Genomic DNA, 17,706 nt, shown 5'->3' with positions numbered 1-17,706 from the left:
CATCACCGCCAGAGCAGGCGGGCGACCGAGCGAAGGAGTGCGGCCATGGAAGAGCTCACGGAGCGCCAGCGCGAAATCCTGACCTTCATCGTGAAGGAGTCGGAGGTCCGAGGCTTCCCCCCGACCATCCGGGAGATTGGGGAGCACATGGACATCCGGTCGACCAACGGGGTGAACGACCACCTGAAGGCCCTGGAGCGAAAGGGCTACCTGACCCGCGGCGAGCAGCAGAGCCGCTCGCTGGTGCCCACCAAGCGGGCGAGGCTGCTCCTGGGCCTGGGGATGAAGAGCCGGGAGTCCGGCATGGTTGAGATTCCCCTCCTGGGCAAGGTGGCGGCGGGTGCGCCGGCGCTGGCGCAGGAGCACATGGAGGACTCGGTCAAGATCGACAGCTTCCTCCTGGGCGGGGTGAACGGCCGGGAGGTGTTCGCGCTCCGCGTCAAGGGCCAGTCGATGATCGACGACGGCATCCACGACGGGGACTACCTCTTCGTGAAGAAGACGCCGTCGGCGCAGCCGGGTGAAATCGTGGTGGCGCTCATCGAGGACGAGGCCACGGTGAAGCGCTACTACCCGGAGCAGGACCGCATCCGCTTCCAGCCGGCGAACGCGACGATGCAGCCCATCTACGTGAACCGCACGGACTTCCGCTCCACGATGATCCTGGGGCAGGTCGTGGGCGTGTACCGGAAGCTGCAGGGCGGCCGGACGTAAAGCAGTTCGTGGCACTTCCGCCCAGGCAACGTGAGCCCGGGCGGGAGGTGTCAGCGGACGGGACAGGCGCCGCAGTCGAGTGAGTAGCCGCAGCCGTCCGGCACCACACTTCCGCAGGAGCGGCCCAGCGAGGCGCAGGTCGCGGGCGTGCAGCAGGTGTTGTCCGCGGTGCAGGTCTGTCCGTGGGGACACACGCCGCAGTCGATGCGGCCGAACGCGGTGTCCTTGAAGCCGCAGGCGACGTTGATGCTGGCGCAGAGTTCGGGTGCATGGACGCCGTTCATGGACCTGCGACCCCGGACCTCCTCCTTGAGCACTCCCAATGAGAGGTAGGAGGAAACGGGGGCGTCGGCGGACGGGGTCTGGATGTTCACCCCACTGCCCTTGGGACCCAGTTCGCGAGTCTGCGCGTTCTTGAATTCAGCCCCACGCAGGGTCGGGCCTTCCCAAGGACGGGTCATCCAAAGCCCGACCTCGGTTCCAGGAGGGGGCGCTTCCGTGAGGAGCACGGTGGGCCCGGAGCCGGTGGGCCCGGTGATCATCTCCGCGAAGGTGTCCCCCAGCACCAGCGAGGGTGGCATGAGGGCCCTGGGCATGAACTCCACCGGGCTCAGGCCCTGGAGCTTGATCAACAGCCCTTCGTGAACGGTGACCTCTTCTTGCGTTTCACCGCGGAGGACCTGAAAGCCTTGGGTGATGCGCACGCGTTCCACCGACGTCACGGTGCCGAACCCAGAGTTCTGGGAGCGCGGCCAGGTCCGGGGCACGGGCGGAGGTGGCCGCTCGGCGCACGCCAGCGTCAGCCCCAGGACCAGCAGATGGCACCACCGCATCATGGTTCTTCCCCCTCGGCGCTCCGTCACGGCATGACAATCAGACTTCGGTGAACCGCATTCCCGTGGCGAGGATGCGCTCGAGCGCGAGCTTGATGTCCTCGGAGACGATGAGGGCGATTTTCCAGCCCTCGGTCCGAAACACCTTCGTGGTGCCGACCTTTTTCACGTCGATGTGAAGATCATCCACGGCGTAGTACGTCCCAACCTTCTCTGGCAGTCCGTCTTCGGCGGTCCAGAACTGGACTGCGGACGCCTGCTCATCAATGCAGAGGATGCACTTCGTGGCCACGAGGATGACGTACTGGTCCGGCATGCCCTTGATGCGGACGGGAATGAACTGGACATCCGCGGGGGCGAGTTCCGCGAAGACGGATGCCACCTGGACGTGGACAACGGGCGCCAGTCCGACTCCCGCAGTCGAGAAGTCCAGCGCACGCCCCTGCTGATCAATGGGCATGGTCAACCGGCCCGTGACCGACAACGGACGACCTGCCCGGAACTGCCAGGGGTCTTCGACCTCTCGGCCCTGCTCATCGACGGGGTCGCCGAGGTACCAGGTTCCGGCCTGGACGTCTTCAGACAGCTCGAAGTAGCGAAGTGTCATTGGCACTCCAGGATTTCAGCCGCCTCGTGTGATGAGCAGGTTGAGCTCGGAGCCAGGCTTCTTGACGTCCCTGGCCAGGATTTCAAGGGCTCGGATCAATGCCGCACGGCAGTCTTCAACCTTCCGGCAATTCGCGGTGGCGCTGTTGAGTCGTACCATCACGAGCTGATGGTAGCGCTGAGGATGGGGGCCGCGATGTCCCGGTACTTCGACAACGTTCTCCAGGTCCTTCAGTTCCATCCCAGCCTTTTTGAAGATGCGCTGGAAGCGGGGCGTCCACGGTCCTCCGCGCTGCGTGGAAACGTTGTTCCTGATGGTCGCGAGGTGGTGCTTCTGGCTGTCACCTCGTGACGACATGGCGACCGCGTTGGGCGCCAGCGCGATGGTGAAGCCATCCGCGGTCATGGCCACGGACCGCACGCCACCCATGCCCGCGTAGGAGTAGCCAGCTTGGGCCTCTACCGCGATCGCGGCCTGCGCTGAGCCCGGGAGCATCGGAGTTTTCGCCGCGAGTCCCACCGTGTTGCCCACCGCTGCGGTGGCCAGCATCACGAAGACCCGTGCGGCGTTCTTCCCCAGCACCTTCCCGTAGCCCTCCCCTGCTTCGCGCAAATCGTCGAACGTCAGCGCGCGATCCGCCTGCTTCACCAGCGTCAACCACCCGTCCAGCAGCCCCCACACCGTGTCTACGCCCAGATACGCGATGGCCGTCGCGGTCATCAGCGCCGCGAGTCCCTTGGACACGGGTTCGGGCAACGACCACAGCAGCAGATACACCGTGACCGAGGCCGTCACGGTGGCCAGGACCGCTTGCGGATTCACCACACCCCGCAGTGCCTCCGCCGTCTCCTCCCACACCGAGTCCATCGCCAATGCCAGGGCCAGCGCATACCGCCCGTCGCTTCCGAGCAGCGGCCCCTCCTCCAGCAACGACAGGCAGTCCCGTCCCTGCTTCTTGCGCTCGCACCATCGGCCGTAGGCACGCGTCAGTTCCGCCGACGCATCGTCGAGCAGGTGCAGTTCCCGCGCTTCCGCTTCCCCCAGGGGACGGATCCGATGCGTGGTCGCCTCGTACCCGAACACGCCACTGCGTTCGGGCATGCCGAACAACGTCCGCGCGTCTCGCAGCGGATGCGCGAACGGACGCACCTCCCGCGCGAGCTCGGAAACAGCCCTCTTGAACTCGCCCTTCGTCAGCTCCGCGTCCTCCAGCGGAGCCTCCTCTTCCACCTGGGGCGTCACGACAACCGGGTCCCCACGCCCCGTATCCAGGCGCACGACCCGGCCGGACGCGCAGCCAGTCAGGATGACCAGCAACAGCAGGCAAAGCCCCCCACGACGCATTCCTACGGGCACTTCACCACGCCACCATCCGTCGCCGCCGCGGCCACCCGGGCGCACGCGGCCTGCACGGTGGCCGTGTCCTTCAAGTCCCGCGCGAGCCTCGCGGTGGACAACTGCAGCTCCGTGTTACTCGCGTGCCCCGGCTCCGAGCCCAGGCTCGTCAGGATGCGCAGGGCGTCCTGCTTGCGCCCCATCACCGTGAGCAGGTCCGCCAGCTCCTGCATCTCCCCGATGTCCGCGCCCGACACCGTCTCAAGAGCCTTCTGCAGCTCCCCTTCCGCCGCCGCTCGGGCATCCGTCGCCAGGTGCGCTCTCGCGAGCGCCACGTGCACGATGGCGCGGTCCTTCACCTTCAGGGACTCGCCGTAGGCCTTCAGCGCTTCCTCGCGCTTGCCCAGCTTGAGCTGGATCTCCGCCACCAGCTCCCAGAGCGTCGGATCCTTGGGCGACTTCTTCGCGGCCTCTTCGTACGCCGCCGCCGCTTCCGGCAACCGGCCCGCTCGCACCTCCGCGTCTCCCAACGCCGTCAGCACCTCCGGCGTGCGCACGCCCTGCCCCGTCACCTTCCGCAACAGCCCGAGCACCTCGTCCTGCCGCCCCTGCTGCGTCAGCACGTCCACCGCCCGCACCAGCAGGTCGGCCTTCGACGCGTCCGGCGCGGCCTCGGCCGCCTGCGTGAAGTCGCGCACCGCCTCGTCGTGGTCTCCGCGCTCCTCGGCCAGCTCGCCCAGTTGCTCCAGCGCGTTGAAGTCCTTCGCATGCAGCGCCAGCGCCTTCTGCAGCGACTGCCGCGCTTCGTTCTTCTTGCCCAGTTGCGCCTGGATGAACCCCAGCCGGCTCCAGTTGGTGGAGCGCTTCGCATCCAACCGCAGCGCCACCTCGAACTCCTTCTCGGCCTCCTCCAACCGGCTCATCGACAGGAGCACCTCGCCCCTCGCTGCGGGCAGGCGTGGATCCGCGGGCGTCAACGTCTTCATCTCGTCGAAGGACTTGAGCGCGGCGTCGAAGTTGCCCTTGAGGTACTCGGAGTTGCCCTGGAGGTAGAGCCCTTCCGCCTGGTCCTTCGGGTCGAGCTTCGGCGTTTCAGTGCAGGCCCCGGAGGCCAGCAGGGCGATGAGCGGCAGGGCACGCAGACGCGAGGACATGGAAGGCTCCGGAAGACTCAGAAGTGATACGCGATGCCGGCGTTGACATCGAAGTTGAGGCCGTCGCCCGCGCCGTCGTCCGCGAGCCCCAGCACCGCCTGCGCGATGTTCGTTCCCAGCTCCAACTGGAAGCCCACGTGGCCCGCCAGCAGGTACTCCAACCCCACGAATCCCACGACGGACGGCAGCGGCCCCGTACTCTGGAAGATGCCGTAGTCGCCGAACGACAACTGCACGCCCAGGCCGAAGCCCCAGTACGGCCGCAGGTCCTTCTCCAGGCGGTGGTAGTGCCGCGCCCCCACGATGCTGGGCAGCACGTTGAGCTCACCCTCTTCGGTGCCACCCGCATGCACCCAGGTGAAGCCGACCTGGACGAAGCCCTGCCATTCCGGGTGGAACCAGTAGCCCACCTCCAGGTCCAGGCCGGGATTCAACGACGACACCTTGTCGATGAAGCTGTTGTTGAAGCGCAGACCCAGCGTAAGCCCGCCCCCCGGCGACGACGCGACCGCTCCGCCCAGGAGCGGCCGGGCCGGAACGACCTCACCGGGCGACTCCAGCGCGACGCTCAGCTCGTCGGATACGGCGACGACCGCGCGCAGGAGCTCGCCGTCCTCGGAGGCCTCCGTGCGCGGCCGCGCGAGGGTGCGGCCATCCCGCGTGTCCACGAGGCTCGCGTCGAGGAGGTACTGCCCCCCGAAGCGATCCAACCGCCCCGTGAGGACGTAGCGCGCCCCCGTCAGCGAGGACAGCTCCTGGACGCATTCGCCCTTCTCGCAAGGGGCGCTGTCCACCAGCTCCAGCTGGCGCTCAGTGCCGACCCGTTGTTGGAGCTCTCGCTGGGACAGCACGCGCAGCCGGGGCGACTCCGCGAGCCGGCCGGAGAGGAGCAACGTGATGCCCTCCGCGGCATCCTTCCCCGCCGCGTTGGCCGCCAGGGGCAGGACCGCCACCGTGAGCGGCTCGGCGACGGACGCAGCCTCCTGGGCGAAGACAGGCGACGCCAGCGATACAAAGCACGCGATGAAGAGCCGGGGGAGGCGGGACACGGCCGACACTCTACCCTCCTCCCGGCCGGCGCCCAGGCCTTCCGTGGCTGATTCCCTGCCCGCTCACTCCTGCTGGTTGAGCTTCGCCGCGATGGAACGCACCACGACGCGCGGGCTGACCCGCACCGAGAAGGCCGCCAGCCAGTTGAGCAGGCCGTGGATGGAGACCACCCGTCCCTTCATCATCGCCGCGTAGGCATGGCCCGCGACCTCGGGCGCTTCCGCCACGCCCGGCCGCTTGAACAGGCGCGACTCCGCGTTGCCAGCGCGCCCGGCGAACTCCGTCTTCGTGGCACCCGGACAGTGGCAGGTCGCCGTCACGCCCGTGCCCTCCAGCTCGACCGCGAGCGCCTCCGTGAACGACAGCACGAACGCCTTCGTCGCGTAGTACGTGGCCATGTACGGCCCCGGCTGGAAGCCCGCGGTGGACGCGATGTTGAGGATGCGCCCCTGCTTGCGCTCGCGCATGGGCCGCGCGAACAGGTGCGTGAGCTTGAGCAGCGCGGCGCAGTTGACCTCCACCATCTCCGCCTCGCGTCCCAGGTCCTGCTCCAGGAACGGCCCGGAGGAACCGAACCCCGCGTTGTTGACGAGGAAGTCCACCGCGAGCCCCAGCTCCTGCACGCGCGCGAAGAGCTGCTCCGGCGCGGAAGCCTGTCCCAGGTCCGCGGGCAGCACGTGCGCCTTCACGCCGTGCGCCTGCTCCAGCTTGCGGGCCAGTTCCTCCAGCTTCGCCACGCCGCGCGCGACGAGGATGACGTCGTGCCCGTCCTTCGCGAACTGCTCCGCGAACTGCACTCCGAGACCCGCCGACGCGCCGGTGATGAGCGCCACTTTCCGCGACATGGTGATGCCTCCCGGCGGGCCGATATAGCAGCACTCCGCGAGCAGAAGGCCCCGAGCCCGCGCACAAAGCGGTTGCCCCTGGGGATCCACGGCCATATTCGGATGAGGACCCCGAGGACGTGGAGCCCGGCATGGAGCGGATGGACACCCTCGAAGCACTGCTCGCACGTGGACGGACGGAGGACGTAGCGCTCGGTGCGCCCGGCAGGCAGGGCATGACGTACGGCGCGCTGCGGAACCTCACCGCGACGGTCCGTGAGCAACTGAATGCGTGGGGCCTGGGACAAGGAGACCGTGTCGCACTGGTGCTCCCCAACGGACCGGAGATGGCGGCGGCCTTCCTCTCCGTGGCGAGCGCCGCGACGACCGCGCCGCTCACTCCCGCCTACCGCGCGGACGAGCTCACGTTCTACCTGGATGACCTCAAGGCCCGTGCCCTCATCCTGCTTGAAGGAGCGGAGGGACCTGCTCGCGAGGTCGCGCGCGCACGAGACATCCCGCTCATCGAACTGCGTCCGGCGCAGGAGGGGCCCGCGGGGCACTTCACGCTCGTGGCCGTGCAGCCGTTCTCGGGCACGGCACATCGTCCTGGCCTCGCCGCCGTGGACGACGTCGCGCTGGTGCTGCACACGTCGGGCACGACTGCGCGGCCCAAGCAGGTGCCGCTGACACACGCGAACCTCAGCGCCTCCGCGCGACATATCGGCGCGCAGTTGGGCCTGGGGCCCACGGATGCGTGCCTCAACATCATGCCGCTGTTCCACATCCACGGGCTCGTGGCGGCGGTGCTGTCCAGCCTGGGGGCCGGTGGCCGCGTGGTGTGCACTCCCGGCTTCAACGCCCTGCGCTTCTTCTCCTGGTTCGAGGAGGTCCGCCCCACCTGGTACACGGCCGTTCCCACCATGCATCAAGCGCTGCTGGAGCGAGCCCACCGCAACGCGGACAGCCTGAAGGAACACCGCCTGCGCTTCATCCGTTCCTCGTCCGCGTCGCTGCCGCCGCAGGTGATGGAGGAACTGGAGCGCGTCTTCGGCGTGCCCGTCATCGAGAGCTACGGCATGACGGAGGCCGCGCACCAGATGGCCTCCAACCCGCTGCCTCCGCGTCCCCGTTACGCAGGGTCGGTGGGGCTCTCCGCCGGGCCGGAGGTCGCCATCATGGACGACGCGGGCACGCTGCTGCCTCCAGGTGCGCTGGGCGAAGTGGTCATCCGCGGCCCCAACGTCATGTCCGGCTACGTGAACAACCCCGAGGCCAATGCGCGCGCCTTCACCCACGGGTGGTTCCGCACGGGCGACCAGGGGACGCTCGACGCGCAGGGCTACCTGCGACTCACCGGACGGCTCAAGGAGCTGATCAATCGCGGCGGGGAGAAGCTGAGCCCGCTGGAGGTGGACACCGTGTTGCTGGATCATCCCGCCGTGCAGCAGGCCGTGACGTTCGCCCTGCCCCACCCCAAGCTCGGCGAGGACGTGGCCGCCGCCGTCGTGACTCGCGAGGGCCACACTCCCACCGAGCGCGAGCTGCGCGACTTCGTGGCCTCACGCGTGGCGGACTTCAAGGTGCCCCGCCGCATCGTCTTCCTCACGGAGCTGCCCAAGGGCCCCACCGGCAAGGTGCAGCGCATCGGGCTCGCGGAGCGGCTGGGGCTCACGTCATGAGGATCGCCATCTTCGGCGCGGGCGCCATCGGCGGCTTCCTGGGCGTCAAGCTGCTCCAGGCCGGCGCGGACGTCACCTTCATCGCGCGAGGCGCCCACCTGGACGCGATGCGCGCCCACGGCGTCACGCTCACCAGCGGCGGCGAGACGGTCACCGTGCGTCCGCATTGCACGGACTCGCCAGATGACGCGGGCCCGCAGGACTACGTCTTCCTCACGCTCAAGGCCCACGCCCTGTCCGCGGCCGCGCCTCAAATCGCCCGGCTGCTGGGCCCGGAGACGGCGCTCGTCACCGGCATCAACGGCGTGCCCTACTGGTACTTTCACGGACTCGAAGGCCCGTACGCGGGCCGGCACGTCGAGAGCGTGGACCCCGGCGGCGTGATTCTGCGCACCCTGCCTCCCGAGCGCGTCATCGCCACCGTGGTGTATCCGGCCGCGGAGGTCGTCTCTCCCGGCGTCATCGTGCACACGTACAACGACCGCGTGACGCTGGGCGAACCCGACGGAAGCAAGAGCCCGCGCGTGCAGGCCCTGTCGCAGCTGATGATGAAGGCCGGGCTCAAGTCGCCCGTGCGCCCCCGCATCCGCGATGAAATCTGGGTGAAGCTCTGGGGCAACCTCGCCTTCAACCCGCTGTCCGTGCTCACCGGCGCGACACTCGACGTCCTCGCCCGTCAGCCGGACCTGCGCTCCGTGGCCCGCACGATGATGTTGGAGGCGCAGGCGGTGGCGGAAACGCTAGGCACGCGCTTCCTCATCGACGTGGACCAGCGCATCCAGGGCGCGTCCCAGGTCGGCGCGCACAAGACGTCCATGCTCCAGGACCTGGAGCGCGGGCGGCCCATGGAAATCGACGCGCTGCTGGGCGCCGTCGTGGAGCTAGGCCAGCTCACCGGCAAGCCCATGCCCACCTGCGAGAACATCCTCGCCTTGGTGCGCGAGCGCGCCCGCCACGCCGGAGGCTACCCGCCCCGCGCGACGCCTCCCGCTCCCGAAGCGACCTAGTCGTTCGCGGACGGCATCACGCCCAGGTACTCCAATGGATCCGCCGGCTTGCCGTCCACGCGCACCTCAAAGTGGACGTGCGGGCCGGACGTGCGGCCGGACTCGCCCACCGTGGCGATGACCTGCCCGCGCCGGACCTTCTGCCCCGTCTTCACGCGCAGATCGCGGTTGTGCGCGTAGAGCGTAATCAGCGGCGCCGCGTGCTCCACGATGACGATGAGGCCGTAGCCCTTCTGCTCGCCCGCGTAGAGGACCGTGCCCTCCTGCGCCGTCTTGACGGGCGTGCCTGCGGGCGCCGCCAGGTCGATGCCGTCGTGCGGCTCCTTGCCCTTCTTGCCGAAGCGGCCATACAGCACGCCCCTCAACGGCCAGTCGAGCATCCCCTGCGTCGCGAGCCGCGGACGCGACGGCGCGCCCGGACGCCCCGACACCACGCGCGCACGCGGCGGATCCTCGCGGCGCGACACCGCCGGCACCGAGCGGCGCGGCGTGGACACCGGCGCCTGCCCCGGCTTGGAGAGCACCAGCTCCGGCTCCTCGTCGGACAGCGGCCCCGGGTCGCCGTACTTTGGCGGCTCACTGCCCGGAATCAGCAGGTCCTTTCCCACCGCCAGCTCACGCGGATCCTTGATGCCGTTGGCCCGCGCCAGCTCCTCCACCGTGATGCCGTACGTCTTGGCGATGCGGTACATCGTCTCGCCCGCCGCCACGCGGTGGCGCACCGCCACCAACTCCGGCTCCTCGTGCGTGGGCCTCAGCGCGAAGGCCAGCGGCTTGCCGTTGCTCGTCGACTCGGGCCGCACGCCGGCCGTGTCCAGCTGCGAGGAGGAAGCGGCCTGGGTGCCCACGCAGCCGCTGAACAGCGCGGCCGCGAGCAACACCCAGAGCGCCCTGCCCGCTCGGCTGGAGCCGCCCGGCACCAACCTCAGGCACCGCCGCCCGAACCGTGCCGCTTGAAGCCCTGCAGGTTCCATCCCGAGAGCTCGGGGATGCGACCGTGGTCGGTCATCTCGAAGTGCAGCGGCGTCACCGACACGCGCTTCTCGTCGATGACCGTGTTGCAGTCGCTGCCCGGGATGTCGTCGTGCGCGTACTCCGTGCCGCCAATCCAGTAGTACTTGCGGCCGCGCGGGTCCTCCTTCTCCACGACCTTGTTGCCGTAGGAGTGCCGGCCCTGCTTCGTGATGACGTAGCCGTCCGGCTCCACACCGCCCGGGATGTTCACGTTGAGGAGCATCCGGGGCGGCAGGGGCCGAGCCAGCGCCTCCGTCACCAGAGACCGCACGAAGCGGCCCGCCGGCCCGAAGTCGAACGGTCCCCGGGACACCAGGCTGAACGCGATGGCCGGAATGCCCAGGAACGCGGCCTCCATGGCCGCCGCCACCGTCCCGGAGTACGTGACGTCGTCCGCCAGGTTCGCGCCGTGATTGATGCCGGAGACCATGAGCTGGGGACGATTGTCCTTCAGCAGGTGGTTCACCGCCAGATACGAGCAATCCGTGGGGGTGCCATCCACGGCGAACCACCGCTCGCGCACCTCCTTGATGCGCAGCGGCCGGTGCAGGCTGATGGCATGGGAGGCGGCGCTCTGCTCGCGGTCAGGCGCCACCACCCACACCTCGCCCAGGGGACTCACCGCCTCCACCAACGTCTGCAGCCCTTCGGAGAAGTAGCCGTCGTCGTTGGAGACGAGGATGCGGGGGCGCGAAGTGCTCACGGTCACTGCTTCTTCGCGAGCGAGCGGAAGGCGGACCGGCCCGCGTACCGCGCACCGGCGCCCAGCTCCTCTTCAATCCGCAGCAGCTGGTTGTACTTGGCCACGCGATCGGAGCGCGACGCCGAGCCCGTCTTGATCTGCCCGCAGTCCAGCGCCACCGCCAGGTCCGCGATGGTGGTGTCCTCGGACTCGCCGGAGCGGTGGCTCATGATGGACGTCATGCCCGCCTTGTGCGCCATGCGCACGGCGTCGAACGTCTCCGTGAGCGAACCAATCTGGTTCACCTTCACCAGGATGGAGTTCGCCGTGCCCGTCTCGATGCCCCTGGACAGGCGCTCCACGTTGGTGACGAAGAGGTCGTCGCCCACCAGCTGCACCTTGTCACCCAGCGCGTCGGTGAGCTTCTTCCACCCCTCCCAGTCATCCTCCGCCATGCCGTCTTCAATGGAGATGATGGGGTACTTCTGGGACAGGCCCCGGTAGTACTCCAGCAGGCCCTGCGAGTCGTACTCCTTGCCCTCGCCCTTGAGCTTGTACTTCTTGGAGCCCTTGTCGAAGAACTCGCTCGCGGCCACGTCCAGCGCGAGGAACAGCTGCTCGCCCGCCTTGAAGCCCGCGGCGTCGATGGCCTCCATGATGAGCTTGAGCGCCTCCTCGTTGGCCGGCAGGTCCGGGGCGTAGCCGCCCTCGTCGCCCACGCCCGTGGCCAGCTTGCGGCCCTTGAGAATCTTCTTGAGCGCGTGGAACACCTCCGCGCCCCAGCGCAGGCCTTCCGCGAACGTCTTCGCGCCGGCGGGCACCACCATGAATTCCTGCACGTCCACGCGGGTGTCCGCGTGCGCGCCGCCGTTGAGGATGTTCATCAGCGGCACGGGCAGCGTGCGCGCCTGCAGACCGCCCACGTAGCGGTACAGCGGCAGGCCGTGCGCGTCCGCCGCGGCGCGCGCGGTGGCCATGGAGACGGCGAGGATGGCGTTGGCGCCCAGCTTGGACTTGGTGGGCGTGCCGTCCAGCTCGATCATCTTCTGGTCCACGGCCACCTGGTCCACGGCGTCCATGCCGATGAGCGCCGGGCAGAGGGTGTCGCGCACGTGCTCCACGGCCTTCTGCACGCCCTTGCCCAGGTAGCGGCCCTTGTCGCCGTCGCGCAGCTCGTGCGCCTCGTGCTCGCCGGTGGAGGCACCGGAGGGCACCGTCGCGCGGCCACGCGAGCCGCCGACGAGCAGCACTTCGGCCTCCACGGTCGGATTGCCACGGGAATCGAGCACTTCACGCGCCAGGATTTGAGCGATCTCGGTCATAGGGCGCCGGTTCTACGAAGCACGGGCGGAACGGGCAAGCACGCTCGCACAGGCCGCCTGCTACAGTGTCCAGCCGCCGAATGCCTCCTCCTCCCAAGCGCCGCGTCACGGGCCCCGACCCGCTCCCCGGTCAGCGCGCCCGGGGCGCCCTCCTGGGCCTCGCCATCGGCAACGCCCTGGCCGTCCCCGTCGCGGGCAAGCCCCTCTACGCGCCGGCCTTCCCCCAGCTCGCCGAGGGGCCGTACCTGGGCATGTACGGAGGCGGCCCGCACGACCTGCGCAAGGGGCAGGTGACGGAGCCCACCCAGCTCGCGGTGGCGCTGGCCCTCAGCCTGCGCGACATGAAGCGTTACGACGCGGGGGACGCCCTCAAGCGCTACCGGGCCTGGCAGTCGCACGCCATCTCCGTCAGCGACCCCATGAAGGAGCTGTTCCAGGAGTGTGACGCCAGCCACCCGCCCCAGGTGAAGGACGCCGGCAAGCGCGTGTGGCTGAAGAACTTCCGGCGGCTGGCCCCCGCGGGCGCCCTGCCGCGCGTGGTGCCCCTGGGCGTGCTCCTGACGAAGGACTCCTTCGCCCTGGCGAAGGCGGCGCTGGAGGACACCGCCCTCACCCACTTCGACCCGCGCAGCCAGCTGGCCGGCGCGGGGCTGTGCGCCGCCATCGCCAAGGCGGTGACGGGCGGCCCGAACCTGAAGGCCGCCGACCTGCTGCCCGCCGCGGAGGTGGGCATCTCCCTGGCGGCCGCCGCCCTGGGGAAGCAGGAGAAAGATTACGTTCAGGAGGTGGCCTTCGCCGCGAAGCTCCTGCGCGAGGACCTGGCCCTGGCCGCCCAGGACGACCCGCAGCTCTACGGCCCGGAGCTGCACATGCACCGGCCCGGCAATAACGCGGTGCGTGCGGCGTTCCGGCTGGCCTTCTGGGAGCTGCTCCACGTCCCCACCGCGGAAGGGGCGCTCCTGGACGTCGTCCACCGGGGCGGCGACACGGAGGTCCACGCCTCCGTCACCGGGGCGCTGGTGGGCGCCTTCCACGGTGAAGGAGCGCTGCCGGAGGAATGGCGCCAGAAGGTCCTCCTGGCCCTCCAGCCCTACAACCCCCTCCAGAAGGGAACGGTGCTGTGGGAAGTGTACCACCCCCGGCACCTGCTGCTGCTGGCTCCGGGGTGAGGAGGCCCGCAAGTGCGAAGCCCGCGGGGGCTGTCCGTCGAGGGACAGCCCGGCCGCGGGCTCCGGGACACGCCGTGGCTCCGGGGCCACGGGTGGGATGGGTCATCAGCCGAGAAGGTCGATGACGACGACGCCTCGTGACGGCTTCTCTTCCTCGGTGTCCGTCCTCCGGTGGGGACGGTCATCGGGTGCAGGCAGTGGGAGTTCCACCACCGGCCGCTCGTAATCCTCGCGGCGGAGCCGCTCGCGGCGCTTGATTTCTTCGATGATGAACGCGTCGAGCATGGGTTCGGTTTCTCCCTCAGCCTACGTACCCCGATGTACGCCCGCCGTCCCGCCCCCTTACCACTTCCACATCTCTTTGATGCAAATTAAGAACCCCGGTTTCTTTCTGGGGATGGCGCCCTGATTCCGCATGGCTGCTCGTCCACCTCCTGACATCCGGGACAGTGCAACCGTGCCATGGATGTCAGGGAAGTGTTCGTGGACGTTCAAAATTCGCATGATCCTAATGCGTTCGCCGCGCGCCGCAACACGACTCACTTCAGGTGGCCCCCCTCCGCTCGCGTGGCACGGCTCCAGCCGAAAAGGGCCCGCCCGCCTTCCTGCTCCCTTGCACGGCACGGACCGTACGGGATGACAGGCAGGCGGGCGGATAACTGACGCGCGACGTCAGGGGTGACGAAAGCGGTCGACGAAAGCCGTCAGGGGGCTTCCGCGCGGCGCTTGAAGGCCTCCAGCATTTTGGGGAGCTGGGTTTCCGTCAGGGTGTTGATGATGGCCTTGGGGATGAGGGCGCCCAGGGCCATCTCCACGTTGTAGGTGGCGCGCGTCTTGCCCTCGCCCTCGGGCTCCAGCGTCCAGCTGCCCTTGTTGTCCTTCATCACCTCACCCTCGACGAAGGTCCAGGACATGCGCTTGGGGCGCTCCTCGGTGACGCGGATGGTGTAGCGGATGCGCTTCACCACATCGACCTCGTAGTGCACCTGGACGGTGTTCCCCTGGCGCTGGGAGGTGGAGACCTTCTTCACCTCCGGGAGGAACTCCGCGTAGCGGTCGTAGTTGGTGATGATGTCGAAGACCTTCTCGACGGGGGCGTTGATGGTGATGGTGCGCGTGGCGCCGGCCATGACGGTGTCTCCGGAAGGCTTGAGGAACGGGCGAGGCTGCCGGACAGCTTACGGCGCGTAGCCCGGCTTCTTGTCGAACTTGTGGATGGACTGGATGAAGCGGACGGTGCCCGTCTTGCTGCGCATGACGACGGAGTGCGTCTCACAGCCGCCGCCGAAGAAGCGCACGCCCTTGAGGAAGTCGCCGCTCGTCACGCCGGTGGCGGCGAACATCACCTCGCCGCGGGCCAGCTCCTCGGCGGAGTAGATCTTGTGGATGTCGGTGATGCCCATCTTCTTGGCGCGCTCGATCTCCCCCTGGTTGCGAGGCACCAGCCGCCCCTGCAGGTCGCCGCCGGTGGCGCGGATGGCGGCCGCGGCGATGACGCCTTCCGGCGCGCCGCCAATGCCCATGAGCACGTCCACGCCGGAGCCCTCGAAGCAGGTGGCGATGGCGCCCGCGACGTCACCGTCCTCGATGAGGCGCACGCGCGCGCCCGCGGCGCGGACTTCCTTGATGAGGTCGGCGTGGCGCTCGCGGTCGAGGATCATGACCGTGAGGTCCTCCACGTAGAGCTTCATGCGCTCCGCGATGGCGCGCAGGTTCTCCGTGGGGGACTTCGTCAGGTCGATGGCGCCCTTGGCGCGCGGGCCCACGGCGATCTTCTCCATGTACGTGTCGGGCGCGTTGAGCAGGCCGCCGTGGCTGGACATGGCCACGACGGAGATGGAGCCCGGGCGGCCGTAGGCGCACAGGTTGGTGCCCTCCAGCGGATCCAGGGCGATGTCCACCTCGGGGGCGCCGGCGGTGCGGGCGCCTACGCGCTCACCGATGTAGAGCATGGGCGCCTCGTCGCGCTCGCCCTCGCCGATGACGACCGTGCCGTCGATGTTCAGCGCGTCGAAGGCGCGGCGCATCGCGTCCACTGCGGCCTGGTCGGACTCGTCCTTGTTGCCGCGGCCCATGAGGCGGGCGGAGGCGATGGCCGCCATCTCGGTGACGCGCACGACCTCCATTGCCAGGTTGCGATCCATTGTCGGGTGCTCCTCGTTCGGGAATTCGGGAAGGGAAAAGGTCAGGTGTCGGAGTCGTCCGCGGCCTTCAGGCGGGCGATGGCTTCGGGCAGCCGCTGCGGTTTGCCGTCGCGCCCCACGCAGGCGTGCATGGTGCGGCCGGTGCACAGCAGCGTGGGGGAGTCACCGTCGCGCAGCAGCTCGTAGGTGAACACGAGTGACGCGCGGCGCAACTCTTCCAGGGTGGTGCGGATGAGGAGCATGTCGTCGTAGCGCGCGGACGCCTTGTAATGGGCGCTGGCCTCCACCACGGGCAACAGCAGCCCGGTGCTCTCCAGTTCGCGGTAGCTGCCTCCGTGGGCACGGAAGAACTCGCTGCGGGCGAACTCGAAGTAGCGGAAGTAGTTCGCGTAGTAGACGACCCCCATCTGATCCGTGTCGCCGTAGATGACGCGCAGCCGTGCCTCGACCATTGAGGCGCCCATATCAGGGCGGGGTGACGTGTCCAAGCGGTGGGCGCGCATGTTGGTTGCTTCTGTTCATCCGGCCGGAGAGGCTGCCGCACCATGTCGCGCCTGATTGCCGCCCTCCTCGTCCTGTTCGCCCTGCCCGCCTCCGCCAAGGCCCCGAAGCTCACGCTGTTCATCAGCGTGGACGCCATGGGCAGCGACGTCCTGCTGAGAAACCGTCCTCGCCTGACGGGGGGCCTGGGCCGGTTGCTCTCCACGGGCGCGTACTACCCCTACGCCCGGTACGCCTACGCGGAGGCCCGGACGGCGCCGGGACACGCCACGCTGGCCACGGGCGCGAACCCCTGGCGCCACGGCATCGTGGACAACGACATCTACGACCGCGCGGCGGGCCAGGCGGTGCAGGTCTACACGGACCCGACGCATCCGGTGCTCAACGGGGAGACGCCCCCGGGGTCGGACACCAGCCCGGTGAACTTGCTGGCGGAGACGCTGGCGGACCGGCTGCGCGTGTCCACGCAGGGTCGGGGCAAGGTGGTGGCGCTGTCCTACAAGTCGCGGGCGGCCATTCCGCTGGCCGGGCGCCAGGGGCAGGCCTGGTGGTTCGACGAGTCGACGGGCCGGATGGTGACGAGCACCTGGTACGCGAAGGCGGAGCCCGCGTGGATGCAGGCGTTCAACGCGCGCAAAATGCCGGACGCGGCGTTCAGCAAGACGTGGGAGCTGTTGCGTCCGCGCGCCGAGTACGTGGGCGAGGACGACCGCCCCATGGAGCCGGAGGCCTACGGCATGGGGCGCGTGTTCCCGCATGCGCTGAAGGGCGGGCTCCAGGCGCCCGGGCCGGCGTCGTACCGCGCGTTCGCGGTGTCCGGGTTCTCGCATGACCTGCTGGTGCAGGCGGCGAAGGCCGCGCTGGAGGGCGAGGGCCTGGGCAAGGACGACGTGCCGGACATCCTGGCGGTGAGCTTCAGCGGCACGGACGCGGTGTTCCACGCGTTCGGGCCGTACTCGTGGGAGATGCAGGACACGATGCTGCGGTTGGACGTGGCGATGGGAGAGCTCATCGCCGCCGCCGAGCGCGCCGCGGGGGGCAAGGCGAACCTGGTCATCGCGTTGTCGGCGGACCACGGCGGCGCGGAGATTCCAGAGGCGTGGGCGCAGGCGGGCGTGCCGGCGGCGCGGCTCAACCCGGTGGAGGCCGCGAAGGGCCTGGCGCAGGAGCTGAAGGCGAAGTTCGGCGTGGACGTGACGGTGAAGCTGCTGGAGCTGGACGTGTACCTGGGCGGCAAGGCGCTGGAGTCCGGTCAGGTGGACGCGGTGGCGGTGCGGCGCGCGGCGGCGGTGTGGCTGGCGAAGCAGCCCTATGCCGTCTGGGCGGTGGCGAAGGACGACCTGGACACGGCGCCGGACCAGGGAGGCCTCATGGCGGCGATGCGCCGGGGCTACTACCCGGTGCGCAGCGGCGACGTGCTGTTCATGGCGAAGCCGTTCCAGGTCGTCAGCGATTACCCGCGCGGCACGAACCACGGCACGCCGTATTCGTACGACACGCAGGTGCCGGTGGTGTTCGCCGGCAAGGGCGTGAAGCCGGGGCTGTTCCTGGAGGAGATCAACCCCGTGGACGTGGCCCCGACCCTGTCCGCGCTGCTGGAGATGGGGATGCCCGCGTCGGCGGAGGGCAAGCCTCGCGTGGAGGCGCTGGTGAAATGAAGGTGGCGTC

General features: G+C 69.1%; 18 protein-coding genes. 5 read left to right on the top strand and 13 right to left on the bottom strand.

Features of this window, described 5'->3' with window-relative positions; translation table 11 throughout:
• Positions 1-45 precede the first annotated feature (45 nt).
• Positions 46-714, top strand: coding sequence for a transcriptional repressor LexA (gene lexA, locus D7Y04_RS19635; protein ID WP_120565881.1), 669 nt, complete (start codon positions 46-48; stop codon positions 712-714).
• A 50-nt stretch (positions 715-764) separates the two neighbouring features.
• Here the strand turns inward: lexA and D7Y04_RS19630 are convergent, their stop codons facing one another.
• The 6 genes from D7Y04_RS19630 to D7Y04_RS19605 all read right to left on the bottom strand — a co-directional run bounded on the left by D7Y04_RS19630 (position 765) and on the right by D7Y04_RS19605 (position 6,538).
• A complete protein-coding gene (locus tag D7Y04_RS19630; RefSeq protein ID WP_121760303.1) occupies positions 765-1,550 on the bottom strand; it encodes a hypothetical protein in 786 nt (261 codons plus the stop codon).
• A 37-nt stretch (positions 1,551-1,587) separates the two neighbouring features.
• On the bottom strand, positions 1,588-2,154 hold the full coding sequence (locus tag D7Y04_RS19625) for an imm11 family protein (protein WP_120594420.1): 567 nt from the start codon (positions 2,152-2,154) through the stop codon (positions 1,588-1,590).
• A 15-nt stretch (positions 2,155-2,169) separates the two neighbouring features.
• Positions 2,170-3,498 (bottom strand): AHH domain-containing protein, encoded by a 1,329-nt coding sequence (locus D7Y04_RS19620; protein WP_121760302.1) that lies wholly within the window; start codon positions 3,496-3,498, stop codon positions 2,170-2,172.
• 2 nt (positions 3,499-3,500) lie between these two features.
• The gene (locus D7Y04_RS19615; RefSeq protein WP_121760301.1) at positions 3,501-4,643 is read right to left on the bottom strand and encodes a lipopolysaccharide assembly protein LapB; all 1,143 of its coding nucleotides are present in this window, start codon (positions 4,641-4,643) and stop codon (positions 3,501-3,503) included.
• Positions 4,644-4,660: 17 nt separating this feature from the next.
• A complete protein-coding gene (locus D7Y04_RS19610) occupies positions 4,661-5,692 on the bottom strand; it encodes a CsgG/HfaB family protein (protein ID WP_233601505.1) in 1,032 nt (343 codons plus the stop codon).
• A gap of 63 nt (positions 5,693-5,755) precedes the next feature.
• Positions 5,756-6,538 (bottom strand): SDR family oxidoreductase, encoded by a 783-nt coding sequence (locus D7Y04_RS19605; RefSeq protein ID WP_120594416.1) that lies wholly within the window; start codon positions 6,536-6,538, stop codon positions 5,756-5,758.
• A 131-nt stretch (positions 6,539-6,669) separates the two neighbouring features.
• Here D7Y04_RS19605 and D7Y04_RS19600 point away from each other — a divergent pair, with 131 nt between their 5' ends.
• Together D7Y04_RS19600 and D7Y04_RS19595 are read left to right on the top strand one after the other, a co-directional pair.
• Positions 6,670-8,199 carry an acyl--CoA ligase gene (locus D7Y04_RS19600; RefSeq protein ID WP_121760530.1) on the top strand — a complete coding sequence of 510 codons (1,530 nt, stop codon included), beginning with the start codon at positions 6,670-6,672 and terminating at the stop codon, positions 8,197-8,199.
• Positions 8,196-9,206 (top strand): 2-dehydropantoate 2-reductase, encoded by a 1,011-nt coding sequence (locus tag D7Y04_RS19595; RefSeq protein ID WP_121760299.1) that lies wholly within the window; start codon positions 8,196-8,198, stop codon positions 9,204-9,206. Before D7Y04_RS19600 ends, D7Y04_RS19595 begins: the two co-directional genes overlap by 4 nt.
• Here D7Y04_RS19595 and D7Y04_RS19590 read toward each other — a convergent pair.
• From D7Y04_RS19590 to eno, 3 genes are read right to left on the bottom strand one after another with little or no spacing between them, the layout of a single operon-like run.
• Positions 9,203-10,087 (bottom strand): M23 family metallopeptidase, encoded by an 885-nt coding sequence (locus tag D7Y04_RS19590; RefSeq protein ID WP_366928185.1) that lies wholly within the window; start codon positions 10,085-10,087, stop codon positions 9,203-9,205. The two genes, D7Y04_RS19595 and D7Y04_RS19590, sit on opposite strands and share 4 nt — an antisense overlap.
• 44 nt (positions 10,088-10,131) lie before the next feature.
• Positions 10,132-10,923: a 5'/3'-nucleotidase SurE gene (surE, locus tag D7Y04_RS19585; RefSeq protein ID WP_120594449.1), complete on the bottom strand. Its 792-nt coding sequence runs from the start codon at positions 10,921-10,923 to the stop codon at positions 10,132-10,134.
• 2 nt (positions 10,924-10,925) lie between these two features.
• On the bottom strand, positions 10,926-12,224 hold the full coding sequence (gene eno, locus D7Y04_RS19580; protein WP_121760297.1) for a phosphopyruvate hydratase: 1,299 nt from the start codon (positions 12,222-12,224) through the stop codon (positions 10,926-10,928).
• 80 nt (positions 12,225-12,304) lie between these two features.
• Here eno and D7Y04_RS19575 point away from each other — a divergent pair, with 80 nt between their 5' ends.
• Positions 12,305-13,393, top strand: a complete 1,089-nt coding sequence (locus D7Y04_RS19575; RefSeq protein ID WP_120594448.1) for an ADP-ribosylglycohydrolase family protein — start codon at positions 12,305-12,307, stop codon at positions 13,391-13,393.
• Positions 13,394-13,498: 105 nt separating this feature from the next.
• Here the strand turns inward: D7Y04_RS19575 and D7Y04_RS19570 are convergent, their stop codons facing one another.
• The 4 genes from D7Y04_RS19570 to D7Y04_RS19555 form a co-directional block, all read right to left on the bottom strand.
• Entirely contained in the window at positions 13,499-13,678 is a 180-nt protein-coding gene (locus D7Y04_RS19570) for a hypothetical protein (RefSeq protein ID WP_043321424.1), read from the bottom strand.
• Between the two features lie 419 nt (positions 13,679-14,097).
• Positions 14,098-14,523 carry a type II toxin-antitoxin system RatA family toxin gene (locus D7Y04_RS19565; RefSeq protein WP_014396139.1) on the bottom strand — a complete coding sequence of 142 codons (426 nt, stop codon included), beginning with the start codon at positions 14,521-14,523 and terminating at the stop codon, positions 14,098-14,100.
• Positions 14,524-14,571: 48 nt separating this feature from the next.
• Entirely contained in the window at positions 14,572-15,537 is a 966-nt protein-coding gene (glpX, locus tag D7Y04_RS19560; RefSeq protein WP_120599801.1) for a class II fructose-bisphosphatase, read from the bottom strand.
• Positions 15,538-15,578: 41 nt separating this feature from the next.
• Positions 15,579-15,989, bottom strand: a complete 411-nt coding sequence (locus D7Y04_RS19555) for a thioesterase family protein (RefSeq protein ID WP_121760296.1) — start codon at positions 15,987-15,989, stop codon at positions 15,579-15,581.
• Positions 15,990-16,082: 93 nt separating this feature from the next.
• Between D7Y04_RS19555 and D7Y04_RS19550 the strand changes: the two genes are divergently transcribed.
• Positions 16,083-17,696, top strand: a complete 1,614-nt coding sequence (locus D7Y04_RS19550) for an alkaline phosphatase family protein (protein ID WP_121760295.1) — start codon at positions 16,083-16,085, stop codon at positions 17,694-17,696.
• The last annotated feature ends 10 nt before the right edge of the window (positions 17,697-17,706 follow it).

Origin of the sequence: Corallococcus sp. AB038B, from assembly GCF_003668955.1 — a bacterium.
GTDB lineage: Bacteria > Myxococcota > Myxococcia > Myxococcales > Myxococcaceae > Corallococcus > Corallococcus exiguus.
Note: the sequence above shows the minus strand (reverse complement) of the source record. Positions and strands in the feature narration are given on the sequence as shown.

Excerpts from the sequence above, each read along its gene's own strand:
- lexA (WP_120565881.1), top strand. The coding sequence starts at position 46 with ATGGAAGAGCTCACGGAGCGCCAGCGCGAAATCCTGACCTTCATCGTG.
- D7Y04_RS19630 (WP_121760303.1), bottom strand. The coding sequence starts at position 1,550 with ATGATGCGGTGGTGCCATCTGCTGGTCCTGGGGCTGACGCTGGCGTGC.
- D7Y04_RS19625 (WP_120594420.1), bottom strand. The coding sequence starts at position 2,154 with ATGACACTTCGCTACTTCGAGCTGTCTGAAGACGTCCAGGCCGGAACC.
- D7Y04_RS19620 (WP_121760302.1), bottom strand. The coding sequence starts at position 3,498 with ATGCGTCGTGGGGGGCTTTGCCTGCTGTTGCTGGTCATCCTGACTGGC.
- D7Y04_RS19615 (WP_121760301.1), bottom strand. The coding sequence starts at position 4,643 with ATGTCCTCGCGTCTGCGTGCCCTGCCGCTCATCGCCCTGCTGGCCTCC.
- D7Y04_RS19605 (WP_120594416.1), bottom strand. The coding sequence starts at position 6,538 with ATGTCGCGGAAAGTGGCGCTCATCACCGGCGCGTCGGCGGGTCTCGGA.
- D7Y04_RS19600 (WP_121760530.1), top strand. The coding sequence starts at position 6,670 with ATGGAGCGGATGGACACCCTCGAAGCACTGCTCGCACGTGGACGGACG.
- D7Y04_RS19595 (WP_121760299.1), top strand. The coding sequence starts at position 8,196 with ATGAGGATCGCCATCTTCGGCGCGGGCGCCATCGGCGGCTTCCTGGGC.
- eno (WP_121760297.1), bottom strand. The coding sequence starts at position 12,224 with ATGACCGAGATCGCTCAAATCCTGGCGCGTGAAGTGCTCGATTCCCGT.
- D7Y04_RS19575 (WP_120594448.1), top strand. The coding sequence starts at position 12,305 with ATGCCTCCTCCTCCCAAGCGCCGCGTCACGGGCCCCGACCCGCTCCCC.
- D7Y04_RS19570 (WP_043321424.1), bottom strand. The coding sequence starts at position 13,678 with ATGCTCGACGCGTTCATCATCGAAGAAATCAAGCGCCGCGAGCGGCTC.
- D7Y04_RS19565 (WP_014396139.1), bottom strand. The coding sequence starts at position 14,523 with ATGGCCGGCGCCACGCGCACCATCACCATCAACGCCCCCGTCGAGAAG.
- glpX (WP_120599801.1), bottom strand. The coding sequence starts at position 15,537 with ATGGATCGCAACCTGGCAATGGAGGTCGTGCGCGTCACCGAGATGGCG.
- D7Y04_RS19555 (WP_121760296.1), bottom strand. The coding sequence starts at position 15,989 with ATGGTCGAGGCACGGCTGCGCGTCATCTACGGCGACACGGATCAGATG.
- D7Y04_RS19550 (WP_121760295.1), top strand. The coding sequence starts at position 16,083 with ATGTCGCGCCTGATTGCCGCCCTCCTCGTCCTGTTCGCCCTGCCCGCC.